Source organism: Delftia sp. K82 (assembly GCF_002193035.1).
Lineage (GTDB): Bacteria > Pseudomonadota > Gammaproteobacteria > Burkholderiales > Burkholderiaceae_C > Comamonas > Comamonas acidovorans.
Genome location: NZ_MYFL01000003.1, coordinates 655,029 through 681,849 on the forward strand (window position 1 = coordinate 655,029; position 26,821 = coordinate 681,849).

25 protein-coding genes are annotated in these 26,821 nt (G+C 66.6%); 12 read left to right on the forward strand and 13 right to left on the reverse strand.

Features of this window, described 5'->3' with window-relative positions; translation table 11 throughout:
- Positions 1-79: 79 nt before the first annotated feature.
- Positions 80-568 carry a DUF2501 domain-containing protein gene (locus tag KDK82_RS19850; RefSeq protein WP_088165992.1) on the reverse strand — a complete coding sequence of 163 codons (489 nt, stop codon included), beginning with the start codon at positions 566-568 and terminating at the stop codon, positions 80-82.
- A gap of 355 nt (positions 569-923) precedes the next feature.
- On the opposite strand from KDK82_RS19850, the gene KDK82_RS19855 reads away from it, so the two are divergent.
- The 4 genes from KDK82_RS19855 to KDK82_RS19870 are packed head-to-tail and all read left to right on the forward strand — an operon-like array spanning position 924 to position 6,147.
- A complete protein-coding gene (locus KDK82_RS19855) occupies positions 924-2,516 on the forward strand; it encodes an ABC transporter substrate-binding protein (RefSeq protein WP_012203170.1) in 1,593 nt (530 codons plus the stop codon).
- Positions 2,517-2,522: 6 nt separating this feature from the next.
- Positions 2,523-3,488, forward strand: coding sequence for an ABC transporter permease (locus KDK82_RS19860; protein WP_012203171.1), 966 nt, complete (start codon positions 2,523-2,525; stop codon positions 3,486-3,488).
- The gene (locus tag KDK82_RS19865) at positions 3,485-4,423 is read left to right on the forward strand and encodes an ABC transporter permease (protein ID WP_088165993.1); all 939 of its coding nucleotides are present in this window, start codon (positions 3,485-3,487) and stop codon (positions 4,421-4,423) included. Before KDK82_RS19860 ends, KDK82_RS19865 begins: the two co-directional genes overlap by 4 nt.
- A complete protein-coding gene (locus KDK82_RS19870; protein WP_088165994.1) occupies positions 4,420-6,147 on the forward strand; it encodes an ABC transporter ATP-binding protein in 1,728 nt (575 codons plus the stop codon). Before KDK82_RS19865 ends, KDK82_RS19870 begins: the two co-directional genes overlap by 4 nt.
- 74 nt (positions 6,148-6,221) lie before the next feature.
- On the opposite strand, the gene KDK82_RS19875 is transcribed toward KDK82_RS19870, so the two are convergent.
- The 5 genes from KDK82_RS19875 to KDK82_RS19895 form a co-directional block, all read right to left on the reverse strand.
- A complete protein-coding gene (locus tag KDK82_RS19875; protein ID WP_088165995.1) occupies positions 6,222-6,917 on the reverse strand; it encodes a DUF4136 domain-containing protein in 696 nt (231 codons plus the stop codon).
- A gap of 77 nt (positions 6,918-6,994) precedes the next feature.
- The gene (gene ttcA / locus KDK82_RS19880) at positions 6,995-7,936 is read right to left on the reverse strand and encodes a tRNA 2-thiocytidine(32) synthetase TtcA (RefSeq protein ID WP_088165996.1); all 942 of its coding nucleotides are present in this window, start codon (positions 7,934-7,936) and stop codon (positions 6,995-6,997) included.
- Between the two features lie 12 nt (positions 7,937-7,948).
- Complete coding sequence (locus tag KDK82_RS19885) at positions 7,949-8,794, reverse strand: sterol desaturase family protein (RefSeq protein WP_088165997.1); 846 nt, start codon at positions 8,792-8,794, stop codon at positions 7,949-7,951.
- A 140-nt stretch (positions 8,795-8,934) separates the two neighbouring features.
- Positions 8,935-9,306: a dihydroneopterin aldolase gene (locus KDK82_RS19890; RefSeq protein WP_013804281.1), complete on the reverse strand. Its 372-nt coding sequence runs from the start codon at positions 9,304-9,306 to the stop codon at positions 8,935-8,937.
- Positions 9,307-9,348: 42 nt separating this feature from the next.
- Complete coding sequence (locus KDK82_RS19895; RefSeq protein WP_034390196.1) at positions 9,349-10,134, reverse strand: SDR family oxidoreductase; 786 nt, start codon at positions 10,132-10,134, stop codon at positions 9,349-9,351.
- A gap of 116 nt (positions 10,135-10,250) precedes the next feature.
- On the opposite strand from KDK82_RS19895, the gene KDK82_RS19900 reads away from it, so the two are divergent.
- Positions 10,251-11,264 carry a class I SAM-dependent methyltransferase gene (locus KDK82_RS19900; RefSeq protein WP_088165998.1) on the forward strand — a complete coding sequence of 338 codons (1,014 nt, stop codon included), beginning with the start codon at positions 10,251-10,253 and terminating at the stop codon, positions 11,262-11,264.
- 27 nt (positions 11,265-11,291) lie between these two features.
- On the opposite strand, the gene KDK82_RS19905 is transcribed toward KDK82_RS19900, so the two are convergent.
- Positions 11,292-12,188, reverse strand: a complete 897-nt coding sequence (locus KDK82_RS19905) for a hypothetical protein (RefSeq protein ID WP_088166347.1) — start codon at positions 12,186-12,188, stop codon at positions 11,292-11,294.
- A gap of 145 nt (positions 12,189-12,333) precedes the next feature.
- Between KDK82_RS19905 and KDK82_RS19910 the strand changes: the two genes are divergently transcribed.
- Both KDK82_RS19910 and trxC read left to right on the forward strand, forming a co-directional pair.
- Positions 12,334-12,528, forward strand: a complete 195-nt coding sequence (locus tag KDK82_RS19910; protein WP_012203183.1) for a DUF2905 domain-containing protein — start codon at positions 12,334-12,336, stop codon at positions 12,526-12,528.
- Between the two features lie 76 nt (positions 12,529-12,604).
- Positions 12,605-13,039 (forward strand): thioredoxin TrxC, encoded by a 435-nt coding sequence (gene trxC, locus KDK82_RS19915; protein ID WP_012203184.1) that lies wholly within the window; start codon positions 12,605-12,607, stop codon positions 13,037-13,039.
- Between the two features lie 41 nt (positions 13,040-13,080).
- On the opposite strand, the gene KDK82_RS19920 is transcribed toward trxC, so the two are convergent.
- The gene (locus tag KDK82_RS19920; RefSeq protein WP_013804275.1) at positions 13,081-13,764 is read right to left on the reverse strand and encodes a response regulator transcription factor; all 684 of its coding nucleotides are present in this window, start codon (positions 13,762-13,764) and stop codon (positions 13,081-13,083) included.
- 68 nt (positions 13,765-13,832) lie between these two features.
- On the opposite strand from KDK82_RS19920, the gene KDK82_RS19925 reads away from it, so the two are divergent.
- The gene (locus KDK82_RS19925) at positions 13,833-15,785 is read left to right on the forward strand and encodes a sensor histidine kinase (protein ID WP_088165999.1); all 1,953 of its coding nucleotides are present in this window, start codon (positions 13,833-13,835) and stop codon (positions 15,783-15,785) included.
- A 25-nt stretch (positions 15,786-15,810) separates the two neighbouring features.
- Here the strand turns inward: KDK82_RS19925 and KDK82_RS19930 are convergent, their stop codons facing one another.
- A complete protein-coding gene (locus KDK82_RS19930; protein WP_012203187.1) occupies positions 15,811-17,064 on the reverse strand; it encodes a multifunctional CCA addition/repair protein in 1,254 nt (417 codons plus the stop codon).
- A 94-nt stretch (positions 17,065-17,158) separates the two neighbouring features.
- Here KDK82_RS19930 and KDK82_RS19935 point away from each other — a divergent pair, with 94 nt between their 5' ends.
- Positions 17,159-18,700: a M20/M25/M40 family metallo-hydrolase gene (locus tag KDK82_RS19935; protein ID WP_088166000.1), complete on the forward strand. Its 1,542-nt coding sequence runs from the start codon at positions 17,159-17,161 to the stop codon at positions 18,698-18,700.
- A 32-nt stretch (positions 18,701-18,732) separates the two neighbouring features.
- Here KDK82_RS19935 and KDK82_RS19940 read toward each other — a convergent pair whose 3' ends face one another.
- Positions 18,733-19,422: a glutathione S-transferase family protein gene (locus KDK82_RS19940; RefSeq protein ID WP_012203189.1), complete on the reverse strand. Its 690-nt coding sequence runs from the start codon at positions 19,420-19,422 to the stop codon at positions 18,733-18,735.
- Between the two features lie 97 nt (positions 19,423-19,519).
- Here KDK82_RS19940 and queC point away from each other — a divergent pair, with 97 nt between their 5' ends.
- Positions 19,520-20,263, forward strand: a complete 744-nt coding sequence (gene queC, locus KDK82_RS19945) for a 7-cyano-7-deazaguanine synthase QueC (RefSeq protein WP_179217950.1) — start codon at positions 19,520-19,522, stop codon at positions 20,261-20,263.
- Positions 20,264-20,378: 115 nt separating this feature from the next.
- Here the strand turns inward: queC and KDK82_RS19950 are convergent, their stop codons facing one another.
- Positions 20,379-20,951, reverse strand: coding sequence for a 5-formyltetrahydrofolate cyclo-ligase (locus tag KDK82_RS19950; RefSeq protein ID WP_088166002.1), 573 nt, complete (start codon positions 20,949-20,951; stop codon positions 20,379-20,381).
- 15 nt (positions 20,952-20,966) lie between these two features.
- Here KDK82_RS19950 and KDK82_RS19955 point away from each other — a divergent pair, with 15 nt between their 5' ends.
- Positions 20,967-22,946, forward strand: a complete 1,980-nt coding sequence (locus KDK82_RS19955; protein WP_088166003.1) for a lytic transglycosylase domain-containing protein — start codon at positions 20,967-20,969, stop codon at positions 22,944-22,946.
- A gap of 108 nt (positions 22,947-23,054) precedes the next feature.
- On the forward strand, positions 23,055-23,618 hold the full coding sequence (locus KDK82_RS19960) for a DUF4124 domain-containing protein (protein ID WP_088166004.1): 564 nt from the start codon (positions 23,055-23,057) through the stop codon (positions 23,616-23,618).
- Positions 23,619-23,632: 14 nt separating this feature from the next.
- Here the strand turns inward: KDK82_RS19960 and KDK82_RS19965 are convergent, their stop codons facing one another.
- Both KDK82_RS19965 and KDK82_RS19970 read right to left on the reverse strand, forming a co-directional pair.
- Positions 23,633-24,313, reverse strand: a complete 681-nt coding sequence (locus KDK82_RS19965; RefSeq protein WP_088166005.1) for a Fe2+-dependent dioxygenase — start codon at positions 24,311-24,313, stop codon at positions 23,633-23,635.
- 110 nt (positions 24,314-24,423) lie between these two features.
- Positions 24,424-26,724 carry a catecholate siderophore receptor Fiu gene (locus KDK82_RS19970; RefSeq protein WP_088166006.1) on the reverse strand — a complete coding sequence of 767 codons (2,301 nt, stop codon included), beginning with the start codon at positions 26,722-26,724 and terminating at the stop codon, positions 24,424-24,426.
- Positions 26,725-26,821 lie beyond the last annotated feature (97 nt).

Sequence of the window (26,821 nt, forward strand, 5' to 3'; positions counted from 1 at the left end):
CGCGGCGGGGGCGCCCAGCCGAAGGCGTCGTCCCCCTCCGCGAAGCGAGAAGGGGGAAGCGGCGCAGCCGCTCAGGGGGTCAGATCAGCGATTTAGCGTTGTCCAGCACGAAGTCGCATGCCTTTTCCTTGAGGTCGCCCTTGAGCTTGTCGATGCTGAAGCTCTTGCCGTTGGAGCCGGTGACCAGGCCGCCCAGGCCGTTCTGGAATCCCGTGTCCTTGGGCTCTTCCTGCTTTTGCATGCCCAGCTTGCCCAGCAACTGGTCCTTGACCTGGGCCGCCTTGTCGGCATTGAGGTAGTTGTTCTTCATGCAGTAGGAGATGACGCCTGCCGCATTGCCGGCCGTGGCCGAGGGGCTCAGGCCCAGGGCGGACAGCGCACCCGCACCGCCTGCCCCCGCACCCAGCATGCCGCCGAGGCCGGAGCCGGCGCCTTCGCTGCTGGCCGCCTTGTCACCGCCCAGCCCGGAGGCCTGGCGCAGCGAGTCGCCCAGGCCCGACGCCTGGGCAGGCAGGGCGCCCAGGCCCAGCATGGCGCACAGCAGTGCGCTGGCAATGGATGTCTTCATGGATGCTTCCTTTCCGCGGCAACCCGCAGGCTCGATACAGGGCCTGAAATTAGCACGCCGTGCGGCGCAGACCTGTGCCCGATTGCAAACCTTTGCCAGAGCGGGCCGTGGCGGTCTTTCGCGTTTTCACTAGCTGTCAAAGCCGTTGGCCTGTCCATGATGGCCGCACGCCAATGGCGGGCCGCAGGCGGCGGTCTTGTTATTTGGAAATGGCTTTTAAGTATAAAAATCAATTCAACAAGCTGTAAAAGTTATTTACAGTGGGGCGCACCTATATGGCCCGCTTCTTGCGGCGTCCGGGCTGCTGCGTCGCATGACCGCCGCCATTCCAATCAATCCACAGGGGAGCAGACAAATGATCATGAAGATTCTGGGCAGTTCTTTGCTGGCCGCAGGCCTGTTGACCTCGGCCGCGCTGGCCCAGGCCGAGACCGTGCGCTGGGCGCGGGGCTCCGATCCGACTTCGCTGGACCCGCATGCCTTCAACGTGGGCACCAATTTCGTGCTGCTGCACCAGATCTACGAAACCCTGGTCATCCGCTCGGCCGACGGCAAGCTGGTGCCCACGCTGGCCACCTCGTGGAAGATGACCTCCGACCCGTCGGTCTGGGAGTTCAAGCTGCGTCCCAACGTCAAGTTCCATGACGGCACGCCGTTCACGGCGCGCGACGTGGTCTTCTCGCTGAACCGCGCCAAGGGCGAGAACGCCCAGGTCAAGTCCCTGCTGTCCTCGATGGAGGAGGCCAAGGCCGTGGACGATCTCACGGTGCAGGTGAAGACCAAGGGCCCGAACCTGATCTTCCCCGACAACCTGACCAACCTCTTCATCATGAGTGAGAAGTGGTCCAAGGCCAACGGCGCCGAGACCACGCAGGACACGGCCAGCAAGACCGAGAACGGCGCCACGCGCGCGGCCAACGGCACGGGCGCCTATGTGCTGGCCAGCCGCGAGGTCGATTCGAAGACGGTGATGAAGCTCAACCCCGACTACTGGGGCAAGGGCCAGTTCCCGCTGCAGGTGACCGAGCTGATCTACCTGCCCATCAAGTCCCCGGCCACGCGCGTGGCGGCCCTGCTGTCGGGCGAGGTGGATTTCGCCCAGGACATTCCCGCGCAGGACGTGGCGCGCCTGAAGCAGGACAAGCGCCTGCGCATCAATGAAGGCCCCGAGAACCGTTCCATCTTCCTGGGCCTGAACGTGGGTGCGGCCGAGCTCAAGAGCAGCAACGTCAAGGGCAAGAATCCGCTGGCCGATCCCAAGGTGCGCCAGGCCATTGAGCTGGCCATCGACCGCGATGCGATCAAGCGCTCGGTGATGCGCGGCCTGTCGATTCCCACGGGCGTGATCGCGCCGTCGTTCGTCAATGGCTACGACAAGGCCTTTGCGGCCTATCCCAAGGCGGATGCCGCCAAGGCCAAGCAGCTGCTGGCCGAGGCGGGCTACCCCAACGGCTTCACCATCACGCTGAACACGCCCAATGACCGCTATGTGAACGACGAAGCGATTGCCACAGCGGTGGCGGGCTTCCTGGGCCGCATCGGCATCAAGACCGAAGTCTCGGCCCGGCCGATCGCCATGCACAGCGTCTCGCTCACCAAGGCGGACAGCGACTTCTACCTTTACGGCTGGGGCGTGCCCACCTATGACTCGGCCTACATCTTCGACTTCCTGGTGCATACGCGCGGCAAGGACAGCCGTGGCGCGCAGAACGCGACGCACTACAGCAATGCCGATGTGGATGCCAAGATCCTGTCCCTGTCCTCGGAGAGCGACAAGGCAAAGCGCGATGCCACCATCAAGAGCATCTGGGAGACGGTGCAAAAGGAGCGCTTCTACATTGCGCTGCATGACCAGGTGATCCACTTCGCGTCCGTGCCCCGGATCAATGTGCCCGTGCACCCGGACAACGCGCTGCACTTCAAGTTCGTCAAGTTCGAGAAGAAGTAAGCACCGATGCTGGTCCATCTGCTGCGCCGGCTGGGCCAGTCCGCCCTGGTCCTGCTGGCCGTTTCCTTTGTCTCGTTCATGGTGTTCCGCCATATCGGCGATCCCACGATCAGCCTGCTGGGCGAGGACGCGACGGTTGCCGAGCGCGAGGCGCTGACGGAAAGCCTGGGCTTCAACAAGCCCGTGCCCCTGCAGTACCTGGGCTACGTGGGCAAGGTGCTGCAGGGCGACCTGGGCATCTCCTACCGGCTCAAGCGCCCCGTGACCGAGATCATTGCCGAGCGCCTGCCCGCCACGCTGGAGCTGGCGATGACGGCGGCGCTGTTCGCCCTGGTCATCGGCGTGGCGCTGGGCGTGTATACGGCCATACGGCGCGAGGGCTGGCTGAGCCGCTCGATCATGACGGTGTCGCTGGTGGGCGTGTCCCTGCCCACCTTCCTGATCGGCATCGCCCTGATCTACCTGTTTGCCGTGGAGCTGCGCTGGCTGCCGTCCTTCGGGCGCGGCGAGACGGTGAAGCTGGGCGGCTGGGAGACCGGGCTGCTGACGGCTTCGGGGTGGTCGGCGCTGATCCTGCCGGCCATCACATTGGGCTTCTACAACATGACGCTGATCATGCGCCTGGTGCGCGCCGAGATGCTGGAGGTGCTGCGCGCCGACTACATGCGCTTCGGCCGTGCGCGCGGGCTGCGCGAGCGCGACCTGTACTTTGGCCATGCGCTGCGCAATACCCTGATTCCCGTGATCACCATCGCGGGCCTGCAGATCGGCTCGCTGATCGCCTTTGCCATCGTCACCGAGACCGTGTTCCAGTGGCCCGGCGTGGGCCTGCTGTTCATCTCCTCCATCCAGGGCGTGGACGTGCCGCTGATCGCCGCCTACCTGATGTTCATCGCGCTGCTGTACGTGGGCATCAACCTGCTCGTCGATTTCCTGTACGTGATCGTGGACCCCCGCTTGAGAAACCGATGACCGATTCCGCCAAACAAGCAATCCCTCCCACGGGCTGGCGCGCCAGCGACTCGCCGGTCAAGCGCGCCTTTGCACGCTCGCGCCTGGTGCAGGCGGCGGCGCTGGTGCTGGCGCTGATCGTGGCGGCCACGCTGCTGTCGCCCTGGCTGGCCTGGCAGAACCCCTTCGATCCGGCCAATCTGGACCTGATGGATGCCTTCACGCCGCCGGGCCAGGCGGGCACCAGCGGCACGCTGTACGCGCTGGGATCGGACGACCAGGGCCGCGATGTCTGGAGCGCCATCCTCTACGGGCTGCGCATGTCGGTGCTGGTGGGCGTGTCGGCCGTGGGGCTGTCCCTGCTGATCGGCGTGCCGCTGGGCCTGATCTGCGGCTATGCGGGCGGCTGGTTCGACACGCTGATGATGCGCATCGCCGATGTGCAGCTGACCTTTCCTGTGATCCTGGTGGCGCTGCTGGTCTTCGGCATCGCACGCGGCCTGCTGCCCGAGGGCTACCGCGACGACATGGCGGTCTTCGTGATCATCGTGGCCATCGGCCTGTCCGACTGGGTGCAGTACGCACGCACCGTGCGCGGCGCGGTGATGGTGGAAAAGCACAAGGACTACGTGCTGGCGGCCCAGCTCATAGGCCGCAGCCGCGTGGCCATCCTGGTGCGCCACATCCTGCCCAACTTGCTGGCGCCCATCCTGGTGATCGCCACCATCAGCTTCGCGCATGCCATCGTGGCCGAGTCCACGCTGTCCTACCTGGGCGTGGGCCTGCCGCCCACCCAGCCTTCGCTGGGCACGCTGATCCGCATCGGCCAGGGCTTCCTGTTCTCGGGCGAGTGGTGGATATTGCTGTTCCCGTCGCTGGTGCTGCTGGCGCTGGCGCTGTCCGTCAACCTCGTCGGCGACTGGCTGCGCGACGCACTGAACCCCAAGCTGCAATGAGCACGACACAAGAATCCGGGCAGCCCCCTGCACACCCTCCGGTGCTGAGCGTTCGCGGCCTGTCCGTCACCTTCGACACCTACAAGGGCCCCGTGCAGGTGCTGGACGATGTGTCCTTCGACATCGCGCCCGGCGAGATCCTGGGCGTGGTCGGCGAGTCGGGCGCGGGCAAGTCCATGACGGGCGCCGCCGTGATCGGCCTGATCGAGCCGCCGGGCCGCATCTCGGCCGGCACGGTGCAGCTGCGCGGCGAGCGCATCGACATGCTGCGCGGCGAGGACCTGCGGCGCATACGCGGCCGGCGCATAGGCTCCATCTTCCAGGACCCGCTGACCAGCCTGAACCCGGTCTACACCGTGGGCCGGCACCTGGTGGAGACCATCCGCACGCACCTGCCCGTCTCCGAGAAGGAGGCTGAAGCCCGCGCGCTGGCCCTGCTCGAAGAGGTGGAGATCCCGCAGGCGCGCGAGCGCATGGCCCAGTATCCGCACCAGTTCTCGGGCGGCATGCGCCAGCGCGTGGCCATCGCCCTGGCGCTGTGCGCCGAGCCCGAACTCATCATTGCCGACGAGCCCACCACGGCGCTGGACGTATCCGTGCAGGCGCAGATCATTGCCCTGCTGCGCCGTGTGTGCAAGGAGCGCGGCGCGGCCGCCATGCTGATCACCCACGACATGGGCGTCATCGCCGAGACGGCCGACCGCGTCATGGTCATGTACCAGGGTCGCGTGCTGGAAACCGGCCCCGTGCGCCAGGTGCTGGACGCGCCGCAGCAGCCCTACACCCAGGTGCTGATGGGCGCCATTCCCAGCGTGCACCACCGCGTGCAGCGCCTGCCCGTGCCCGAGGTGGGCGGCGGCCCGGCCGCGCCCGCCGTGCCCTGGCAGCCCGGGGCCGGTGCGCAGGAGCCCGCGGCTGCCCTGCTGGAGGTCAGGGATCTGTGCAAGGAGTTCGACCTGTCCAGCGGCTGGCTGGCCCGTCTGCTGGTGCGTGAGGACAAAAAGATCCTCAAGGCCGTGGACGGCGTCGGCTTTTCGATCCGCAGGGGCTCCACCTTCGGCCTGGTCGGTGAGTCCGGCTCGGGCAAATCCACGGTGGCGCGCATGGTGGCCGGGCTGACGCCGCCCACCAGCGGCACCGTGCTGTTCGACGGCGTGGACAAGTGGAGCCCGGCCGCCCAGACCGTGGCCATGCGCCGGCGCTTCCAGATGATCTTCCAGGATCCGTATGCCAGCCTGAACCCGCGCTGGACCGTGCAGGAACTGATTGCCGAGCCCCTGCAGGTGCTGGCCCTCACGGCCGGCAAGGACGAGACGGCCGAGCGCGTGCAGGAGGCGCTGCGCCGCGTGCGCATGAAGCCCGATGATGCGCGCAAGTACCCGCACCAGTTCTCGGGCGGGCAGCGCCAGCGCATCGCCATCGCGCGCGCCCTGGCCAGCCGGCCCGAATTCATCATCTGCGACGAGCCCACCTCGGCGCTGGACGTCTCGGTCCAGGCCCAGGTGCTCAACCTCATGCGCGACCTGCAGGAGGAGTTCGGCCTGACCTATCTGCTGATCAGCCACAACCTGGCCGTGATCCGCCACATGTGCGACGACATCGGCGTCATGCAGCGCGGCCGCTTGGTCGAGGCCGGAGAGGCCGGCGCCGTGCTCGATGCACCGCAGCATGCATACACGCGCGCGCTGATGGCTGCCGTGCCGGATATGGAGCATGTGCACTGAGGCACTGCTTCAAGCGCCGTCACCATGCAAAAAAGGCCTGCGGATGCAGGCCTTTGCTTTGGGGGCGCGATGGCTTACCGGGCGGGTGCTGGCGTGGCCGGCACGGCCTGCGCTGCAGGTGCCGCCTGGGCCGGCTGCTGCGCCGGCGCGCCACCCTGCTGCACCGGTCCGATGGTGGTGCGCACCACGCGCGAGCCCTTGGGCGGGTTGGGGAAGCCGGTCAGCGCGGCGTCGAACAGGATGCCGAAGATGGCCGGGTCGTCGGTCCACACATCCTGGCGCTGGGCCGAGGTCTCGTAGACGATCTGCTGCGTGGTGGCGTTGCGCATCACGATGCTGACGGCGCGGTAGTACTCCAGCGGCGGGCCGTCGAACATGAAGCTGCCGCCAAAGCCCATGCCCCAGCCGCGCCCGTAGCCCACGCCCCAACCCCAGCGCGGGCCGCCCCAGCGGTCGTAGTAGGGCCAGGCGGCGTAGTCGCGCGCATAGCGTGCGTCGGCACCGATCTGCACGATCAGGCTGGCCCGGGAGTCGTCGCGCTGCAGGCCCACGCGGCCCAGGGCCTGCTGGGCCTGGGATTCGATGGCCGCGAAGTGCGTCTGCGCCTCGCGTTGCGAGGGCAGCACTTCCAGGCGGTAGGTGGGCGGCGCGGGCAGGGCGCCCAGCGTGGAATAGCTCTGGACGGTGCTCTGGACTTCGCGCACGCTGGCGCAGCCCGTGAGCAAGGCCGTGGCCACGATGGCCAGGACATGGATGCAGCGCAGCTTCATGGTGTACTCCTTGGTCGAAAAAAGGCCCGTTTGCACGGGCCTTGGTTGGAGTGGGGCGATTGTTATAGGTTCAGCCGTCAGGACGACAGTTGTACCACCTGCAGGCCGGGCAGTGATGCGGAGACGGGCATCTCTTCATGGTCGAAGGCCATGTCGCCGTTGGGGTCGGCAATGCCGGTGGCCTTGGCGTTCTTGAAGTCGTGCAGCTCGGGGTCCATCATGTGCGTGGTCACGATGTGGCCCATGGCGCGGAACATGCTTTCCACGCGGCCCGGGAATTTCTTGTCCCATTCGCGCAGCAGCTCGCCCACGGCCACGCGCTGCAGGCCGTCCTGGCTGCCGCAGAGGTTGCAGGGGATGATGGGGAAGTTCTGGTACTGGGCCCAGCGGACGGTGTCCTTCTCGGGCACGTAGCACAGCGGGCGGATCACCACATGCTTGCCGTCGTCCGAGACCAGCTTCGGGGGCATGCCCTTCATGCGGCCGCCGTAGAACATGTTGAGCATCAGCGTCTGCACGATGTCGTCGCGGTGGTGGCCCAGGGCCACCTTGGTGCAGCCCAGCTCGTCGGCCACCTTGTACAGGATGGCGCGGCGCAGGCGCGAGCACAGGCCGCAGGTGGTCTTGCCCTCGGGCACGACGCGCTTGACCACGCTGTAGGTGTCCTGCGTTTCGATGTGGTAGTCCACGCCGATGCTCTTGAAGTACTCGGGCAGCACATGGTCGGGAAAACCGGGCTGCTTCTGGTCGAGGTTCACAGCCACCAGCTCGAACTTCACGGGCGCGCGCTTTTGCAGCTTGCGCAGCACGTCCAGCATCGTGTAGCTGTCCTTGCCGCCCGACATGCAGACCATGATCTTGTCGCCTTCCTCGATCATGTTGAAGTCGGTGATGGCGCGGCCCACCTCGCGGCACAGGCGCTTTTCCAGCTTGACCTGCTCGCGCTCGATCTTGATGCTGTTCTTGGGTTCCTCTAAATCGGAGGTAGCGATGTCAGAAAAATCTGGATTATTGAACATGGTGGGTATCCTTTAGTCAATCGCTTCATGAGGTTTTGCTGCTTCTCGAGGAATAGATTTGCGCTCACTAAGAACTATAGGCCATGGAAGCAGCAACGCCCAGCTACGGATGTGTGATAGGCCGGAAATTCCGGTGACCGGAAACTCTTCTGGGCTCGGAAGGTGGCGTGTGAGGAAAATACGATCCCACATCTGAGTGAAGACGCCAAAATTTCTATCGTAGTGATGCTCTTCAATGGAGTGGTGAATTCTGTGGTATGCAGGTGTGATAATGATTTTTTCCAGCATTCCGAATCTGAAAGATACATTCCAGTGCATGAATATTCCATTGAGTGACATTAATATGGCGACCCACAATGGCATATTCTTGGTACCTCCCATCAGGAATATCAGCGGAGCAGTGATGATGAAAAATCGAAAACCCTCTTCAAGCCAGTGATGGCGTCCTACTGTGGTAGCTGAGGTGTTGACATCCGAGTGATGCACCATGTGGTAGCGCCACAGAAATGGAATCTGGTGCTGTGCTCTATGTAGCCAGTAGTAAAGGAAGTCAAAAAATGCGATATATGCAATCCATAGCAGGATTTGTCTGATTGGAGTGTGAGCCCATTTTCTGGCTTGGAGGATATCTGTTGGAATATAAGCTTCCAAAAATGGAATAACGGAGCTGAGAGCCGTAGCTCCGATGGCTAAGCCTAGTGGTAGGTAAATAATATTGGAGAGAATGGTGGGCCAATGCGATTTCTTCCCAGGTTTTAGGATTTCAAGAAATGTGGCAACAGCAAGTACGGGCCACCATGCTTTCAGGGCAGATAGTACGTTATTAAAATCATTTAAGAAATCTGTAAGCATATCCATGGTGGCATTTTATTTGGTATTTGATTGGTTGCCATTTGGGAAGATTCTGAAAAATCGACCTGCAAGAAAATTTATCTGTCTTTGGTCGCTATCCCACACAGCGGCAGACGGCCATCACGCCAGATGGGGGCATGAAACAACTACCATTGTCCGGTTTCGATGCGAATGGCCACTTCGCAGTCTTCAAAGATTTCCAGCTTGGCGATTTTCACGCGCACGCCCAGCACGCCGGGCAGCTGCATCAGGCGCTGGGCCAGCTTGCCGATCAGGCTCTCCAGCAGGTTGACGTGCTCGGCCGTGCATTCATCGATGATGATCTGGCGCACCTTGCGGTAGTCCAGCACATGCAGGATGTCGTCGTCGCGCGGCGCCAGCGGTTGGGTGCCCAGGCTCAGCTCGGCATCGACCTGGATGGGCTGGGGCATCTGTTTTTCGTGGGCGAGGATGCCCAGGTTGGCGTCGAAGCGCAAACCCGTGAGCGTCAGGATCTGTTGTCCGGTGGCGGAGTGCATGGGGAAAAGCCGTGGAGTGTTTGGGGTGGCGCGCGCGGGCGCCTACATCATGGAAAAGTCGCGTTCGAAGCGCTGCAGGTGCTGGCCGCCATCGACCAGCAAGGTGGTGCCGGTGATGGACTGGTTGTCCAGCGCAAAGCACACGGTGGCAGCCACGTCGGCCGCGCTGGACGAGCGGCCCAGCGGGCTGAGGCGGTGCAGCGACTCGAAGCGCTCCTGGCTCAGCATGTGGCTGGTCAGCGTCAGGCCCGGGGCCACGCCGACGACGCGCACGCGCGGTGCCAGCGCCAGCGCCAGCATGGTGCCGGCGGCCTCGAGAGCCGCCTTGGACAGCGTGTAGCTGAGGAAATCGGGGTTCTGGTTCCAGAGCTTCTGGTCCAGCATGTTGATCACGGCGCCGCTGGCATGCTCCTCTCCGGCGGCCACGCGCTCTTCGATATGGGCATGCAGCGCCTGGGCCAGCAGGATGGGCGCGCCAGTATTGCTGCGCAGATGCGCTTCCAGCGCCACGTAGCTGAAGCTGCCGGCGTCGTCATGCTCGAACAGCGAGGCGTTGTTGACCACGGCGTCCAGGTGGCCGAAGTGCGCCACGGCGCGCGGCACCAGCGAGCGCACCGAATCCTCGTTGAAGAAATCGGCATCCAGGGCGGCGCTGTCGCCGGCCAGTTCAGCGCAGGCGGCGGCCGTCTCCAGCGCCTCGTCGTGCGAGTCGCGGTAGTGCACGGCCACTTGCCAGCCGGCGCTGGCAAGCGCGAGCGCGATGTCGCGCCCCAGGCGGCGGGCCGCGCCGGTCACCAAAACGGTGCGTGTTCGGGCAGGTGTGGACATTCGAGGACAATGTACGGATCGTGACGACAGAACCCTCAATTTTAACGGCCGCCCTGCAATCCCGTGTTGCGCAAGAGATTGCGTCCTCTGGAGGCTGGCTGGCTTTCGACCGTTTCATGGCCCTGGCACTGTACGAGCCGGGCCTGGGCTACTACGCCAATGACACCGCCAAGTTCGGGCTGATGCCATCGTCGGGCAGCGATTTCGTGACCGCGCCCGAGATGTCCCCGGTCTTCGGCCAGTTGCTGGCCGCCCAGGTGGCCGAGGCGCTGCAGCGCACGCATACCCGCGAAGTCTGGGAGTTTGGTGCCGGCACGGGCGCGCTGGCGCTGCAGGTGCTGGACGAGCTGGCCGCCCTGGGCGTGCGGCCGGACCGCTACACCATCGTCGATCTGTCGGGCACGCTGCGCGCGCGCCAGCAGCTCAGGCTGGTGAAGTACGAAGGACTGGTGCACTGGGCTGATGCCCTGCCCGAGCGGCTCGAAGGCGTGGTCATCGGCAACGAGGTGCTGGATGCCATGCCCGTGCAGTTGCTGGTGCGCAAGGCAGGTGTCTGGCACGAGCGCGGCGTGGTGCTGCAGCCGGACGGCAGCCTGGGCTGGGAAGACCGGCCCACGCAGCTGCGCACGCCCATGGAGATCGAGGGCGAGCACGACTACCTGACCGAGATCCATCTGCAGGGCGAGGCCTTCATCCGCACGCTGGGCGAGCGCATGGCGCGCGGCGCTGCCTTCTTCATCGATTACGGCTTCGGCGAGTCCGAGTACTTCCATCCGCAGCGCCACATGGGCACCCTGGTCTGCCACCGCCTGCACAAGGTGGACGACGACCCGCTGGCCGAGGTCGGCCTCAAGGACATCACGGCCCACGTGAACTTCACGGGCACGGCCGTGGCCGCGCAGGAGGCGGGCTTCGAGGTGCTGGGCTATACCTCGCAGGCCCATTTCCTCATCAACTGCGGCCTGGGACCCAAGCTCGACGCCCTGGCCCAGGGCCCGCGCGCCATGGCCACCAAGCTGATGATGGAGCACGAGATGGGCGAGCTGTTCAAGGTCATCGGCCTGGCCAAGGGCGTGGAGCCCTGGGACGCCATGGGCTTTGTGCGCGGCGACCGCACGCACCGCCTGTAGCCGCCGGCCAGAGCTCCGCCCCGGGCCTCAGCGCTGGACGCTGCGGCCGTTGCTCACCTCGTAGGCCGTCTGGTCCTTGAGGTTGATGCGGTAGATCTCGCGCGTGACGTTGCCCGAGAAACCCAGCTCCACGATGGACAGGTTCTCGAACGTGGTCGTGAAGCCGCCGGGCAGGATGCGGTTCAGGCGCGCGGCGGTCTCGCCCATGGCGCGCTCGATCTCGGGCGTGAAGGTGGCTTCGCTGTAGACCAGGGTGTTGTGCGGGTTGTGGCTGCGCACCTCCTTGCCGGCCTGCACCTGGTTGATGCCGCTGACGCCCACGCTTTGCACCATGGCCTTGGCCGAATCGTTCATGCGGGCATAGACGGGCCCCGTCACGCGCGGCAGCGGGCCGTCGCGCAGCGGTGCCATGGCGGCGGTGGCGCGGGTGTTGAAGTCCATCATGGCTTCGTAGGCCGGGCCGGACTTGACGATGCCCAGGTCCAGCCACCACGGCTTGCCGGCGCCCTTGGCGGCCTCGGTGGTGTAGAAATTCTTCAGGTGCACGTCCTGCAGCACGGGCGGCAATGCCGGCAGGGCGGCCAGCATCTTGCGCGGCGTGGTCGGGTCGGCGCTGTGGATATGCACCACGGTGACATGGGGCAGGTTGAAGGTGTTGGCCTCGGCCACCAGCTTCAGGCGCAGCAACTGCTCGTGCACCACGGGCGTGACCTGGCTGTCCATGATGGCCGTGGCATCGGCCGGCAGTCGGTAGACTAGGCCATAGGTGGCCTGGTGGGCGCGGAAATCGCTGCGCTGCAGGGCGCTGTTGTCGATGGCGCCCGACGCTGCGGCTGCCGTGGTGGGGGCCGGAGCGCTGGCGCAGGCCGCCAGCAGGGCGGCAGGCAGGATGGCGATAAGAAGGCGCCTGGATGTGTGTTGCATGGTGGGGTTGTCTTGTTGCGGCATGGAGCCATGGAAGAAGGGGGCTTGTCGCGAATGGTCCCGAAGCCTCCCGCCACGGGACTTTCCCAATGTAGGACGCTCATGTGTCCCGCCCATGACGCGCCGCCGCCGTACACTCGGCGCCATGATCCGCTGGCTCCTCGTCATCTTCCTGGCCCTGCTGCTGTTCAATGGCCTGCACGCCTGGCTGGAGCGCATAGGCCTGGGCCGCCTGCCGGGCGACTTCCGCTTTCGCCTGTTCGGCCGCGTGATTTTTCTGCCCATTGCCAGCACCGTGTTGCTCAGCGTGATTGCCGCCCTGATCGCCAAGCTGGTCTGAGCATGGCTTGAAGCATGGGCGCAGCGCCCGTATATGCATGCAATTGCCCCCATGACTCGCCAACAAGAGGCCGCCCATGTCCGACAAGCTGCATTTCGTCTGCCCCCATTGCCACACCACCAACCGCATTGCGGCCGACCAGCTCGGCAGCGCGCCTGACTGCGGCAGCTGCCACCAGCCGCTGGTCACCGGCCAGCCCGTGGCGCTGGATGCGCAAAGCTTTGCCAGGCATGTGGGGCGCAGCCAGGCGCCGGTGGTGGTCGATTTCTGGGCGCCCTGGTGCGGCCCCTGCCGCATGATGGCGCCGGCCTTCGAGCAGGCGGCGCAGGCGCTGGCGCCCGGCGTGCAGCTGGCCAAGCTCGATACCGAAGCCCATCCCCAGGCTGCCGCGCCCTGGAACATCCGCAGCATCCCGACCATGGTGGTGTTCAAGGAAGGGCGCGAGATCGCCCGTGTCTCCGGTGCTTTGCCGGCCGGCGAGATCGTGCGGTGGGTGCGTTCGGTCGTCTGATTTCTCTGCGGGCCCAAGGTCGGGTGCCTTCAGGCCCGTCCTCAGGCCTGCACTTCGCCCGCTTGGTAGAAGCAATAGCCGCTGTTGCGCAGCGTCTTGACGGGTAGTTGCTGGCCGCTGGCCTCCTCCACCTTGCGGCGCAGCCGGCGCATCTGGGTGTCCAGGCGGCGCTGGTCGTAGACCAGGTAGTCGCCGCCCAGGGCCTGCACGATCTTTCGGCGGCTCACCTCGGTGCCTGCCTGGCCCATGAGGCACTGCAGCACCAGCAGGTCCTGCTGGGAGAGCGCCACTGGCGGGGCCGATGGGGGCAGCAGTCGGCTCGGACCCAGCTGCAACAGCCAGCGCGCCTGGCGCTGCTGCAGGCCCAGGCGGCGCACCAGCGCGGCCAGCGTGGCCTCCAGCTCGTCCAGATCACAGCCTTTGCCCAGATAGTGGTCGGCTCCGTTTTCCAGGCCGTCGATGCGGTTGGCGCTGGTGTTGTGCGCGCTGAACACGATGATGCCCAGTTGCTGACCCTGCTGGCGCAGGCGCTGGATTAGGGCCAGGCCGCTGCCATCGGGCAGGCCGATGTCGATGATGGCCAGGCGGTGGCGCCGGGCGTCGAAGTGGCGGTCGAACTCCTGCAGGCTGGCAACGCATTGCGGCGCGTAGCCCAGGCCCTCCAGGAATTCACCCAGTTCATGGCGCAGCACGGGCTCGTCTTCGAGCAGGATCACATCAAGCATGGGGGAAGGGGGCTGAGCGGCGAGGCCGGGAGGCTGGTGTACGCTGGCGGCCCTGTGGTGGACCTCCGATGCGATATTACCGTGCAACCCTCCTGCTGCTGGCCTGGCTGCTGTGTCCGCTGCTGACCCAGGCCCAGGCGCTCCTGCTGAACCCCGATGTGCCCATGCTGGAGACCGCCGGTCAGTGGCAGCGGCTCGATGACGCTGCTGGCCTGCTCGACGCCGGGCAGGCCGACGCCGCCCCTGGATGGCAGCCGCTGCCCGGTCACCTGAACGCCAGCTTCACGCAGGCTGCGGTCTGGCTGCGCATGCCGCTGCAGGTGGAGCAGCCCGGCAGCTGGATGCTGCTGCTGGGCAATGCCCTGCTGGATGAGGTGGAGGTCCACGTGCGCAGATCCGGTGGCCCCTGGCAGCTGCTGGGGCGCAGCGGCGAAGAAGTGCCGCGCCACGCCTGGCCGGTGGACTACCGCAGTCCGGCATTCCAGTTCGAGCCCCCTGCTGCCGGGTCTTACGAGTTGCTGGTGCGCCTGCGCGCGCGCAACGCGCTCGTCACCCGCATCGATCTGTGGCAGCGACTGGCGTTCGACAACCACACGCGGCGCGAGGCCCTGTCTTTCGGCCTGTATTTCGGGCTGTACCTGCTGTTGATCGGCGTGCAGCTGGTGTTCTGGCTGGGCACGCGGGCCCCCTTGAGCGGCCTGTTCCTGGCCTATCTCAGTGTCTGCGTGCTCAATGAGGTGGTATCGCTGGGGCTGGTGCAGCAGTTGACGGGCCTGCCCGGGTTCTGGAGCGACCGCCTGCTGGGATGCGGCATTGCCGCCGCCCTGGCGATCTCCATGCAACTGGCCTGCAGGCAGCTGGACCTGGCGTCGCTGTATCCGCGGCTGGTGCGCCAGATCGTGCCGCTGCTGTGGCTGTTCAGCCTGTGCTGCATGCTGCTGGTGGTGTCGGGGCACTACTCGGCGGGCATGATCCCGGTGCAGGCCATGACCCTGCCGCTGGCCCTGGGCTTTCTCGCGTTCGCCTTTTGGCTGTGGCGGCGCGGCCATGCCCCGGCACGGTTCTTCATGCTGGCGTTCGGCATCTTCTATGCCGGCGTGCTGATCTCTTTTCTGCGCAACCTGGGCTGGCTGCCCATGAATGCGCTGACCGCGCTGGTGTCCACGCATGCGTCCGCGCTGGGCACCATGGCGCACATGCTGCTGCTCAGCGGCTGGATCATCGGCGGATACGAGCACAGGCGCCGCGTTCGAGAGCGGGAGCAGGTGCTGCTGGAGGCCGAGCTTGTGCAGCGCCAGTTGCGCGAGAGTGAACTCAGCGAGGCGCTGGTGCTGGAGCGCAGGGTCCGCCAGGAGCAGCGCGACTTTGTCGCCATGGTCTCGCACGAACTGCGCACACCGCTGGCCATCATCCTGACCAGTGCGCAGCAACTGGCGCGCAATCTGGCGGCACCGCCCGACAAGACGCTGGCACGCAGCCGCAACATCCGCGAAGCCGCCCAGCGCCTGCTGGCGCTGGTAGACGACTGCCTGGCCGACGACCGCATGGCCGACCCGCAGCCCCATGCCGAGCCACGCCTGCAGCCCTGCGACCTGCATGCGCTGGTAGATGGCTTGTGCCTGGACTTTGCGCCCGGCCGCATCGTCTGCCACCTGGGCGGGGGCACGCAGCAACTGATCACCGATGCCGGCCTGCTGCGCATCGCGCTGCGCAATCTGCTGGCCAATGCAGACCGCCACACGCCCGAGGGCGAATCGGTCCGCCTGGACGTGACCAAGCAGGGTGAGGGTCTGGAGATCCAGGTCTCGAATCCCTCCGAGCCCATTGCCCAGGCGGACCAGGACCAGTTGTTCGAAAGGTATTACCGTGGCCTCAACGCCCAGCACCGGCCCGGCGCCGGGCTGGGGCTTTACCTGGTGCGGCGCATCGCCGAGCGGCTGGGCGGCAGCGTGGCCTTGTTGACGGCAGGAGGCGAGCAGCCCGTGTGCCTGCGACTGGTCCTGCCCGTGGCGCGAGCCTGATTCCCGTGTGTGGTGGCCTTTGCGCTCAGGCCGCCTGCGCCAGCCAATCGGCCACGGCCTGCGCGCGGGCTGCCTGCACAGCCTCGCCTATGGCCTTGCCCTGTTTGCCGCGCGCGGCGGCCTGGGCCGCGATGTCCGAGGTGGAGATGGACAGCGCGGCAGCCAGCGCATCGCGCAGGCGGGCGCGCTGGGGGTAGGGCCGGTCCTCGAAACCCAGGCGCCCCCGCGCATCGCATTCACAGGCTGCAAGGGCCTGCTCGAAGCGCGCGGGCTTGCGGATGGCGTCGCAGCGCTCCAGCAGGCGCACGATGGCGGCGCCGTTGAGCTCGCCGCTGCGGTGGATGTTGCCGTGCTCGCGCGCCACCACGTCGCCCAGTTCGCGGCAGTCGGTGGGCACGCGCAGCCGCTCGCCCACCTTTTCGGCCAGGCGGGCGCTGCGGTGCTCGTGTCCTATGTGGCGCGGCAGCACATCGGCCGGGGTCGTGCCCTTGCCCAGGTCGTGCACCAGGCAGGCGTAGCGCACGGGCAGCGGGGTGTCCAGCTGCGCGGCCATGTCCAGCACCATCATGGCGTGCACGCCGGTATCGACCTCGGGGTGGTATTCGGCGCGCTGGGGCACGCCCCACAGGCGCTCCAGCTCGGGCAGCAGCACGGCCAGCGCGCCGCATTCGCGCAGCAGCTCGAACATGCGCGAGGGCTGGCGCTCCATCAGGCCCCGGCTGATCTCCTGCCAGACGCGTTCGGGCACCAGGGCATCCACCTCGCCGGCGGCCACCATCTCTTGCATCAGGGCCATGGTTTCAGGTGCCACCGTGAATTCGTGGAACCGTGCCGCAAAGCGCGCCACGCGCAGGATGCGCACCGGGTCTTCGCGAAAGGCATCGGTCACATGGCGCAGCACCCGGGCCTGCAGATCGGCCTGGCCGCCGTAGGGGTCGTCGATGGCGCCTTTGCCATCCCAGTCCGGGGGGGCGGCCATGGCGTTGATGGTCAAGTCGCGCCGGGCCAGGTCCTGCTCCAGCGTGACGTCGGGCGCCGCCTGGACGACGAAGCCGCGGTAGCCCGGCCCGCTCTTGCGCTCGGTGCGCGCCAGGGCGTACTCCTCGTGGGTTTCGGGATGCAGGAAGACGGGGAAGTCCCGCCCCACGGGCATGAAGCCACGCTCGGCCATCTGCTCGGGCGTGGCGCCGACCACGACCCAGTCGCGGTCATGCACGGCCCGCCCCAGAAGGCGGTCGCGCACCGCGCCGCCCACCATGTACACCTGAAATTCGCTCATCCCGCAATGGTACGGCCTGGGCGGTGACATGATGGCGGGCTGCACCGGGCGCCGAGGGGCGCCGCATGCCCATTTTCCATTTGGAGACAAAACCATGGCTTGGTCCTTTAGACCGCGTGTTCCCGCCCTGATCCTGGGCCTGGCGGCTGCCGGCCTGCTGTCCGCAGCCGGCGCCGCACCGCTGGCCGACACCACCCGGCAGGCGGCCCGTGCCAGCCTGCATGAATGGGTAGAGGTGCTGGCCCTGCCCAACGACGCCAGTGTGCCGGCCGACATCCAGAAGAACGTGGCCTGGTTTGCCAAGGCCTTCGAGCGGCGGGGCTTCGAGGTAAGGCAACTGGCCAATGGCGACAAGCCCATGCTCATGGCCACGTTGCCGTCGGCTGGGCCCGGGCGCAAGACCGTGCTGTTCTATGCCCACCTTGACGGCCAGGCCGTCAAGCCCGAGGAGTGGCAGCAGGCCAGCCCCTGGCAGGCCACGCTCAAGCAGCGCCAGCCGGACGGCCGCTGGGCCGCACTGCAGCTGGAGCAGCTGTACGGCGAGCAGCCCGATCCGCAGTGGCGCGTTTTTGCGCGCTCGTCATCGGACGACAAGGCGCCCATCGTCATGCTGCTGGCGGCGCTGGATGCGCTCAAGGCCCAGGGCAAGCAGCCGGGCGTGGACATCAAGGTGCTGCTGGATTCCGAAGAGGAAAAGGGCTCTCCCACGCTGGGCCGCGTGATCGGCGAGAACCTGGGCGCGCTGAAGTCCGACGCCATGGTGGTGCTCGACGGCCCCATGCACGCCAGCAACCGGCCCACCCTGGTGTTCGGCAACCGGGGCATTGCCCAGGCCACGCTCACTGTCTATGGAGCCAGCCAGGAACTGCACAGCGGCCACTACGGCAACTACGCGGCCAATCCGGCCCAGACCCTGGCGCGCCTGCTGGCCAGCATGAAGGGCGATGACGGCAAGGTGCTGATCCAGGGCTACTACGACGGCATCGAGTTCGATGCGCAGGCACGCGAGGTGATGCAGGCCGTGCCCGACGACGAGGCCGCCCTGCGCAAGCGCCTGGGCATTGCGAAGGCCGAGGCCGTGGGACGCAACTACCAGGAGTCCATGCAGTACCCCTCGCTGAACGTGCGCGGCCTGCAAAGCGCCGAGGTGGGCAGCAAGGCCCGCACCGTGGTGCCCTCCGTGGCCGTGGCCGAGATCGACATGCGCACCGTGCCCGAGACGCCTCCCGAGCGGCTGGAGAAGCTGTTGCGCACCCATATCGAGGCGCAGGGCTTCCATCTGGTCGATGGCCCGCCCACGGCCGAGCAGCGTGCCAGCCACCCCAAGCTGGCCACCCTCAGGCTGGGCGGTGTATCAGCCTCCGGCTCTGCCGTTCGCACACCGCTGGACGCCCCTGTCGGCCAGTGGCTGCGCAAGGGCATGAACAAGGCCTGGGACAGCGACCCGGTGCAGATCCGCATGATGGGCGGCACCGTGCCCACGGGCGCGGCCGTGCAGGCGTTGAAGATTCCCTTCGTCATCGTGCCCCTGGTCAATGCCGACAACAACCAGCACAGCTTTGACGAGAACATGCGCCTGGGCAACTACTTCGATGGCGTGCACAGCCTGGTGCATCTGCTGGTCGAGCCTTTCTGACAGGCGGCAGACTGGCAGCAGACAGGAGGCACTCAGCCCGCTGCAGCCGTGCGGTACGGCTCCTCGAACGGCCGGAAATCATGCTCGGCCAGTGCGCCCTGCACCCAGTCCTGCACGCCCGGCAGGGCGCGCACGCGGCGCACATAGGCGTCGATGGCCGGTGCCACGGGCAGCTCATAGGTCGCCAGGCGCATGCACACGGGGGCGAAGAAGGCATCGACGATGCTGAACTGGTCGTACAGCATGGGGCCGCTGGCCGTGGACAGCAGCGGTTGCCACAGCTCGGACAGGTGCTGCACATCGTCGCGCAGTGCGACGTTTTCTGCCCATAGCCGCGCGCCGACCTCGGGCAGCTGGGCCTCGATGTTCATCGGGCACAGCGAGCGCAGGGCGCCGAAGCCGCTGTGCATCTCGGCGCAGAGGCTGCGCGCGCGGGCGCGGTTCAGCGCCAGCGTGGGCCACAGGTGCTTTTCGGGGAATTTCTCGGCCAGGTACTCGCAGATGGCCAGGCTGTCCCAGATGGCCATGCCTTCATCCATGAGCACAGGCACGCGGCCCGAGGGCGAGAGCGCGCGGGCGCGCTGCTTGAAGGCGGACTGCTCCTCGAAGCTGTCAAAGCGCAGCATGACCTCTTCGAAAGCGATGCCGGCCTGGCGCATCAGCACCCAGGGGCGCATGGACCAGGACGAATAATTCTTGTTGCCGATATAGAGCGTGAGCATGGCCGCAACCTCCGCGATAGGCCCTACAGCTTAGCAAGCATGGCAGGAAAACCCATGTAGGAGCCGGGCGCTGCCTGGGCGCGCTCTAATGCGTGCCATGCAAAACGATAGCTCTTCTCCCCAGGCGCCAGCGGCGCGCCACACGGCTGCGCTGGTCCTGTTTTCCGGCGGCCAGGATTCGACCACCTGCCTGGCGCAGGCGCTGTCGCTGTACGAGCGCGTCGAGACCCTCGGTTTTGACTACGGCCAGCGCCACAGCGTGGAAATGCAGGTGCGCCAGCAGGTGCGCGAGCGGCTGGCCAGGGACTTTCCCCAATGGGCTCCGCGCCTGGGCGATGACCATGTCCTCTCGCTGGACGTGCTGCAACAGATCGGCGGCTCTTCCCTGACCGAGGACGTGGCCTTCGCCATGCAGGCCGACGGCCTGCCCAACACCTTCGTGCCCGGGCGCAACCTGCTGTTCCTGACCCTGGCCGGCGCGCTGGCCTACCGGCGCGGCCTGTCGGTGATCGTCACCGGCGTCTGCGAGACCGACTACTCTGGCTACCCCGACTGCCGAGACGACACCATGAAGGCCATGCAGCTCGCCCTGAACCTGGGCCTGGAGCGGCGCCTGCGCATCGAAACGCCCCTGATGTGGATAGACAAGGCCCAAACCTGGCAAATGGCCCACGACCTGGGCGGCGACACCCTGGTGGACCTCATCCAGCGCGACACCCACACCTGCTACCAGGGCACGCGCGAGACACTGCACGACTGGGGCTACGGCTGCGGCACCTGCCCCGCCTGCGACCTGCGCGCCCGCGGCTGGACCCAATGGCGGGCTGCCTGCTCCCCCTGAGCGGCTTACGCCGCTTCCCCCTCTCTCGCACGCGGGAGGGGGACGACACCCTCGGTGCGGGGCGGCCCTTCCTCGGTGTCTCTGGTTCGGGTCGCGCCAGTTTTATCCGCCGCAGTTAAATCGGCCAGACGACTCCGTGGTCGTTCAAGATGGCGTCCAGGGGCAGGTCGTGCGGCTCGGGCTCGAACTCGTCCACATAGCCGCAGCCGTAGCCCAGGCCCACGGTGAAGGGCTTGGGCTGCAGTTCGGCCAGGGTGCGGTCATAGAACCCCCCGCCATAGCCCAGGCGGTAGCCGCCGGCCGCGTAGCCCACGCAGGGCACGAACAGCAGGGTGGGGGTCAGGGTTTCGGTGTCCTTGGGCTTGGGAATGCCGTAGGCATCCTCTTCCATGGGACAGCCCGGGTACCAGGCGTGAAAGCTGAGTGTCTTACGCTGCTTGTCAATCACCGGCAGTCCGATTCGGCGCCTTTGTGGGGTACCCTGTAGCTCGCCATCTTCCTTCCAGCGGTGAAGCGCGGGCAGCGGATCGAACTCTCCCTTGATCGGCCAATAGGCGCCGATCACGGTGTCGGGCCGCTGGATCAGCCAAAAGCGCATGACCTGTTGCAGCGCGTCGGCGCGCTGCAGTCGGTCGGGAAGATTGAGGCGCTGGTCTATCAAGCTGCGGCGCAGGGCTGCTTTGTCCATCAGATAATTTCCTCCATGCACTGGCTGAAGATTTTGACACCGCTTTTGGCGGCTTCCCTCTGGACCACCGCAGCCACGCCTGCGCTGGCGCAAAACCGTGGCGACGATGTCTTGCTGGAAATGCAGCAGGCCTTCCGCAAAGGCGACAAGGCCAAGCTCACGCAGCTGCTGCCTTCTGCGCGTGGCCATGTGCTCGAACCTTGGGCCGCGTACTGGGAACTCAAGGCCCGGCTGGATGAAGCCAGTGCCGATGAGATTCTGGGGTTTTTCAAGCGCTGGCCCGGCACCTACCAGGAAGACAGGCTGCGCAACGACTGGCTGCTGCTGCTGGGGCAGCGCCGCGACTGGGGCATGTTCGACCAGGTGCATGGTGCGTTTCGCATGCGCGATGACCGCTCCGTCAGCTGCTACGCCCTGCTGATCGACAGCATCAAGGGCCAGCCTGCTGCCAACCTGGGCCAGCAGGTGCGCGACCTGTGGTGGGCCCAGCGCGACGCCGACGACGGCTGCACCTACGCCGCCGGCGAGCTGTACGCGGCCAAGCAGATCAGCGAACCCGAAGTCTGGCGCAAGGCGCGCCAGGCGGCCGAGGCCAATCGCCAAAAGGCCACGCGCGATGCGGTGGCCATCGTCGCTCCCGAGGCCTTGCCCCAGGTGGCACAGGTCTTTGCCTCGCCCGCCAAGTACCTGGCCGGGCAGACGCGCGTGCGCGGTGCCGTGCCCAAGGAGCTGGCGCTGCTGGCGTTGATCCGCATGGCCTCCAGCGACCCGGCGGCGGCGGCCACCCAGCTGGAAGGCGGCTGGGGTGCCCGGCTGACCGCCGAGGAGAACAACTGGGCCTGGGGCGTGATCGGCAAGCAGGCAGCACTCAAGCTGCAGCCCGAGGCGGCGACCTATTTCGGCAAGGTGCGCAAGGACGGCGATCTCAGCGACGAACTGCTGGGCTGGAAGGTGCGTTCCGCGCTGCGCGCCGGCGACTGGCGCACGGTGCGCCGCGCCATCGACGCCATGGGTGCCGAGCGTACCGATCCCACCTGGACCTACTGGAAGGCGCGTGCCCTGCTGTCAGGCCGCCCCAGCGAGCAGGAGCGCTCCGAGGCGCGCCAACTGCTGGAGGACATGGCCGGCCCCGGCAGTTTCTACGAGCAGCTGGCGCTGGAGGATATCGGCCAGCGCGTGGCGGCGCCACCTCCGCCTGCGCCGCCCACGGCACAGGAGAAGGCCGCCGCCCGCGCCAACCCCAGCCTGGTGCGCGGCCTCTACGCCATCCAGAACGGCCTGCGCAGCGAAGGCGTGCGCGAATGGAACTACGCCACCAACCTGCACCAGGCCGGCGGCATGAGCGACCGCGAACTGCTGGCCGCCGCCGATCTGGCCTGCCAGCAGCAGGTCTGGGACCGCTGCATCAACACCAGCGAGCGCACCCGCAGCTTTGCCGACTGGAATCAGCGCTTTCCCATGCCTTTCCACGACACGGTGCTGGCGCGCTCGCGCTCCATCGGCCTGGACCCGGCCTACGTCTATGGCCTGATCCGCCAGGAAAGCCGCTTCATCATGGATGCCCGCTCGGGCGTGGGCGCCTCGGGCCTGATGCAGGTCATGCCGGCCACGGCCCGCTGGACGGCGCGCAAGATCGGCATGACGGACTTTTCCCCGTCCATGATCAATGACCGCGAGGTGAACATCACCATCGGCACCGCCTATCTGAAGTTGGCGCTGGACGATTTCGACGGTTCCATGGCGCTGGCTGCGGCCGGCTACAACGCCGGTCCCGGCCGCCCGCGCAACTGGCGCAACGGCCCGGTGCTCGACGCCGCCATCTGGGCCGAGAACGTGCCCTTCACCGAGACGCGCGACTACGTGAAGAAGGTGCTGTCCAACACCACCAACTACGCGGCGCTCATCACGGGCCAGCCCCAGTCGCTCAAGAGCCGCCTGGGCACCATCGGCCCCCGCGACGCAGCCACGCCCGACCCCAGCAAGGACCTGCCCTGAGCCGCACTTGACATTCCTGCGGGGTGTAGCGTTGCCTGGCGTTGCTACACTTGGTTACCGACAGGCGGGCCGCATGCCGCGGCCCCGGATACCGCAGGGGTTTCAACAATGACAACAACATGGAGCCGCACGGCCTGGGCCGCGCTGGGTCTTGCATGGGCGTGCACGGCGGCAGCGCAGCCGGTCTACAAATGGGTGGATGCCGAAGGGCGCACGCATTACGGATCGCAGCTGCCCACCGACCAGGCCGATGCCGGCCAGATCAAGGTATCGCCCAATGGCAGCTCGGGCGCAGGCTCGGGCCGGTTTGGCGAGGAGCGCAATCCCGACGGCACGAAGAAGCTGCCCAAGCAGGTGCGCGAGATGGCGGACGGCGTGGCCAAGGGCCTGAGCAAGGTCGACTCCAAGGAGGTGCCGCTGAACTGCGCCGCCGCCGTGGACAACATCCGCAGCCAAGTGGACACCATGGTCGAGAACGGGCAGAAGAACGTCAAGGGCGGCTACATCACCCAGGCGCAGTTCGATGCAACCGCGGGCAAGTTCCGCGAGGCGCGCACGCACGCCACCGTGGCCGACTGCCAGGCCTCCACGGGCCGCTCCAAGGCCATGTACCAGTGCATGTCCAACAGCTACAACCACCTGATCGGCTGTGCCGAAAAGCACAAGCCCTGAAGCGATCCGATCCCTCAGGTCTCCGCCCACATGCGCAGCAGGTTGTGATATTGGCCCGCGAGGCTGAGGGTTTCATCGGTCTCGCCCAGTTTTTCGCGCAGGCGCTGGATGGTCTGGTCCATCTCGAACAGCATGGCGCGGCGTGTGTCGTCGCGCACCATGCTCTGCGCCCAGAAGAAGGAGCACACGCGCTCGCCCCGGGTGACGGGCTCCACGCGGTGCAGGCTGGTGGAGGGATAGAGGATCAGGTCGCCGGCCGGCAGCTTGACCTCGTGCGTGCCGTAGGTGTCCACCACGACCAGCTCGCCGCCGTCGTAGTCCTCGGGATCGCAGAGGAAGAGGGTGCAGGACACATCGGTGCGCATCCACTGCTGCGCGCCTGGCAGGCGCCGCGCCGCACCGTCCACGTGCAGGCCATAGGTTTCACTGTCCGCATAGCGGTTGAACAGCGGCGACATGGTGCGTGCGGGCAGGGCGGCACTGAAGTACAGCGCATTGGCCGCCAGCGCCTGCTCGATGATGCGGCCCTGCTCCAGTGCCACGGGCGAGTCTTCGGGCAACTGGCGGTTGCGCTTGACCCGGGCGCCCTGGCTGCCTGCCGTGGCACGGCCATCCACCCAGTCGGCGGCATCGATGGCTGTGCGGATGGCAGTGACCTGCTGGCGCGTGAGCACGTCGGGAATGTGCAGCATCATGGTGCGGGTCCTCCTCGCATGGAAAAAGCCCCGGCGGGGCCGGGGCGGTACAGAGATTGTCGGCGCTCTGCGCGCGGCAAGGCCGGCGCAGCGGCCCGTCTTGCATCCACTCAGAAGCGGAAGTTCGCGGACACGCGCACGGAGCGCGGTGTGCCCGGGAAATAGCGGTAGCCGCTCTTGTTGATGGCGCCCACGTATTCCTTGTCGAACAGGTTGTAGAAGTTCAGCTGGATGTCGGCGTTCTTGTTGATGCGGTAGCTGGCCATGGCATCGAAGACCCAGTAGGCATCGGTGAAGTTGGGCGTGCCCACGGCGCCGTCGGTGCCACGCTTGAGTCCGCCCGAGTAGCGCGCCCCGCCAGCCAGCGTCAGGCCGAACGGGAACTGGTAGCTGGTCCACAGCGAGAAGGCGTTCTTGGGCGTGTAGGTCAGGCCGCTGGAGCCGTCCTGCGCCACGGTGGCACCTGTGTCCACCTTGGTGTTCTGGATGGTGTAGCCCGCCGTCACGCCCCAGGCCGGGCTGATCTGGCCCGTGGCGCCCAGCTCCAGACCCTGCACGATCTTCTTGCCGGTCTGTCCCACGGTGCCGTCAGGGTTGGTGACGATCTCGTTGGTGATCTCGGTGCGGAACAGCGCGCCTGTCAGCAGCAGTCGCTTGTCCATCAGCTCCCACTTGGTTCCCAGCTCGGCGGTCTTGGCCTTTTGCGGGTCCATGTTGGGGTTGTTGGCGTTGTTTGCGGCCGTTGACAGCGTGAAGTTGGCACCGCCCGGTGGCTGCTGCGACAGGGCGTAGTTCACGTACACGCTGCCATTGGGCGCGGGCTTGTAGAGGCCGCCGATCTTCCAGCTCAGCAGGGTGTCGGAGGCCTCCAGGCCCACGGCGCTGGGCAGCACGGTGCCTGCAGGATTGCTGCCGCAGGCCGGGCCGCTGCGGCCGCCGCAGACGGCGCGTGCGTCGTACTGCGTCTTGTAGCGGTCCAGGCGCAGGCCTGCGTTGGCCTGCCATTGCTCATTGAACTTGAGCGTGTCGAAGGCGTACAGCGCGAAGGTGTCGGTCGAGCCCTTGCTGTCGGCGCCGTTGCGCGACCAGTTCAGGCCGGAGCTGGGCACCTGCGGGTCATAGAGATTGGCATCGGGCCAGGCGCCTGTGGTGCCCGTGCCGTAGTTGCTCTGCTTCTCGCGCGTGATTTCCACGCCGGTGCTCAGCTCGTGGCGCACGCTGCCTGTCGCCAGCTTGGTCGTCAGGTTGGTCTGGTTGGTGACGATGTCGTTGACCTGGTTCTTGAAGGTCGGCAGGCTGCGCGCCACGGTCCAGTTGGCGGGGTTGCTGCTGTTGTTGGCGGACAGCGTCATGAAGGCCGTGAGCAGGTAGTCCTGCTTGGTGCGGCCCCAGCGCGTGGTGTTGCGCAGCGTGGTGTCGGGCGTGAAGTCGTGTTCCACGCGCAGCGTGACCATGTCGGCCGTCACATCGTCGTGGTCGGCGCTGGTGCCGTAGAAGCGGCTGGGGTCCACGGGGCGGCCCGCGTTCAGGCGCGCGTCGGTGTTGCTGTAGCCGGGCAGGCCGATGGTGGGCACGCCGCCGTCCGGCACATTGCTTTGCTTGACGTGCAGCACGTTCAGGTAGGTGCGCGTGTCGGTGTTCAGTCCGAAGGCGAACGACGGTGCGATGCCCCAGCGGTCGTTGGCCACGCGGTCGCGGCCGGCGACGCCGGCGTCCTGCACCATGGCGTTGAGCCGGAAGGCCGCGCCGCCCATGCCGGTCAGGCTCTTGTTCCAGTCCACGGTGGAGCGCTTGTAGCTGCCCGAACCCGCGCCCAGCGAGGCGCCGAAGCTGTCGGTCAGGCTGGGCTGCTTGGTGACCATGTTGATGGCACCGGTGGGGGCACTGCGGCCGTAGTCGGTGCTGGCCGGGCCCTTGGTGACTTCCACCTGCTCGGTGTTGAACACGTCGCGCGAGATGGAGCCCACGTCGCGCACGCCATCCACATAGATGCTGTTGGAGGTGTCGAAGCCGCGCATGTAGATGGCATCACCCGTGCTGGTGTTGCCGTTCTCGCCCGCGTAGAAGGTGCCTGCGCCGGGCACGTTGCGCAGCGCCTCGGTCAGCGTGGTGGCGCCTTGTTCCTGCAGCACCTGCTCCTTGATGACGGAGATGGTCTGCGTGGTGTCCACCAGCGGCTGGGTGAATTTGGGAGAGGAGACCTGCGCGGGCTCGTAGCCGGTGCTGCGTGCGCCTTCTACGGTCACTTCCTTGAGGCTGGGCGCGGTCTTGGCACTGGGCGGCTGCGTCTGGGCCAGGGCTGGCATGCCCAGCGTGGCCAGGGCGGCGGCTGCCGCGATGATGCTGGCCGACGGCGAGCGGCCAGCGCTGTCGTGTTTGCGGCTTTTGATATACGAGTTGGAGTTCGCCATGGTTGAACGGAAATCGGAATGGGCAGTGAACATGCTGGCTTGCTGGCCGGCGTTGCGCGGGCGGCTGGAGAGCTGTCTCGGCGTTCCGGTGCTGGCT